This window comes from Yinghuangia sp. YIM S09857, from assembly GCF_051388915.1.
GTDB lineage: Bacteria > Actinomycetota > Actinomycetes > Streptomycetales > Streptomycetaceae > Yinghuangia.
This window is the reverse complement of record NZ_JBPKBH010000056.1, coordinates 1-1,653: the sequence shown is the minus strand read 5'-3', so window position 1 is coordinate 1,653 and position 1,653 is coordinate 1. Positions and strand designations below refer to the sequence as shown.

Annotated in this window: 2 protein-coding genes; one reads left to right on the top strand and one right to left on the bottom strand. The window is 71.6% G+C overall.

Annotated elements, in window-relative coordinates; translation table 11 throughout:
* Positions 1–126: 126 nt before the first annotated feature.
* Positions 127–633: a hypothetical protein gene (locus tag ACRX5S_RS41055; RefSeq protein WP_436778400.1), complete on the top strand. Its 507-nt coding sequence runs from the start codon at positions 127–129 to the stop codon at positions 631–633.
* Here the strand turns inward: ACRX5S_RS41055 and ACRX5S_RS41050 are convergent.
* The gene (locus ACRX5S_RS41050; RefSeq protein ID WP_436778399.1) at positions 578–1,381 is read right to left on the bottom strand and encodes an IS5 family transposase; all 804 of its coding nucleotides are present in this window, start codon (positions 1,379–1,381) and stop codon (positions 578–580) included. The genes ACRX5S_RS41055 and ACRX5S_RS41050 overlap by 56 nt on opposite strands.
* Positions 1,382–1,653: the final 272 nt, after the last annotated feature.

Sequence of the window (1,653 nt, the reverse complement as noted above, 5' to 3'; positions counted from 1 at the left end):
AGAAGCCGTTGTCTTATCGAATGTGATCGCTGAGTTTCCGCTGGTCAGGCATGAAGTCCGGTGCTGTGCGGGAGGGATGACCGCGTCGGGTTGTCTGTCTCGTGGGGGTTGATGGTGCCGTCGGTGATGGGGTTGCTGGAAGAGCGGGAGACCGCGGCTCGGGTGCGGGTGGAGGAGTTGCGGGCGGAGGCGGATCGGGTGCTGGCCGCGTTGCGGGACGCCGAGGCGGTGCTGGAACGTCGGGTGATCGCGGTGGTGGAGTTGGCGGAGGCCCTCGACACGCCGGGCGGGCGGGAAGCGGCAGGTGGGCTGCCGGAGCCGCCGGTCGTCGAGGTCGCGGTGGCCGGTTCGGTGGTGCCGCATCGGCGGGACGGGACGTCGGTGGACGTGCTGGCGCCGGTCTATCGGCGGATCGTGGAGTTGGTGGACGCTCCCGGGGGTGCGGCCGGATTGCGGGTGAAGCACCTGGCCCGCGGGCTGGGGCTGGAGCTGGTGCCCGGGAAGCTGGAGGGGGTGCGGTCGAAGGCGAAGCGGCTGGTGGCGCGGGGGTGGCTGGCCGAGCCGGAACCGGGGGTGTTCACGCCGCGGCCCGCAGACGGGCCGCGGCGCGGCGGGCCAGGCGCCGGGTCATGAGCATCGTCATCGACCAGTGGACGATCGCTTCGCTGCTGGTCGGGAGGGTCTCGTAGTCGCGGGCCAGGCGGCGTGAGCGCATCAGCCAGCCCAGAGTGCGCTCTACCACCCAGCGCCGCGGCAGCACGGTGAACCCCCGGGCGCCGTGGGGTCGTTGGACCACCGTCAAGGCGATGCCGAGTGCCTCGGCGGCCCAGTCGACCAAAGGGCCGGTGTAGGAGCCGTCCGCCCAGACCCGGCGGATGCGGCGGTGCCGGGCCCGGATCCGCGCGAGCAGAATGCGGGCTGCTGCGCGGTCGGTGACGTCGGCTGCGGTGACCAGCACCGCGAGCAGCAGGCCGAGGGTGTCGACGACGATGTGCCGTTTGCGGCCGTTGATCAGTTTGCCGCCGTCGAAGCCGCGTGTGTCGGCGTGGACCGTGGCGGCGGCCTTGACCGACTGGGAGTCGACGATCCCCGCGGTCGGGTCGGGGTCCCGGCCGACCGCGGCGCGGCAGCGCGAGCGCAGCCGGTCGTGCAGTTCGCCGGCCAGGCCCTGGTCGCGCCAGCGGCGGAAGAACGCGTAGACCCGGTCCCAGGGCGGGAAATCGGCGGGCATCGCCCGCCACTTGACGCCGTTGTCGACCAGGTAGCGGACCGCATCGAGCATCTCGCGGTGGCAGTACGCCTCCGGCTGCCCGCCCCGGCCCTCCAACCACGCCGGCACCGGCAGCGACGCGCGGACTACGCGCCACTCGACGTCGGTCATGTCCGACGGATACGCGGGCGCCCGGCCCGGCCGGGCGCCCGCGTTCCCGTACACGTGCGCGAGGCAGTCACACTCCCGGGTGGTCGAACTGGACTCGGCCGCCGTGAGCGCGTACAACCGTGGCAACAGGGCCTCCTGGACATCTCGTTCGGCGTCAACAACCACCGAGATTCCAAGAGGCCCTGCTCTCATGCGCCCACAGCGACCGAATCACCCCAACGAGAAGCCAAGTCCTATAACCCGACGCCAAGTTCGGTACGACAACGGCTTCT

Excerpts from the sequence above, each read along its gene's own strand:
- ACRX5S_RS41055 (WP_436778400.1), top strand. The coding sequence starts at position 127 with ATGGGGTTGCTGGAAGAGCGGGAGACCGCGGCTCGGGTGCGGGTGGAG.
- ACRX5S_RS41050 (WP_436778399.1), bottom strand. The coding sequence starts at position 1,381 with ATGACCGACGTCGAGTGGCGCGTAGTCCGCGCGTCGCTGCCGGTGCCG.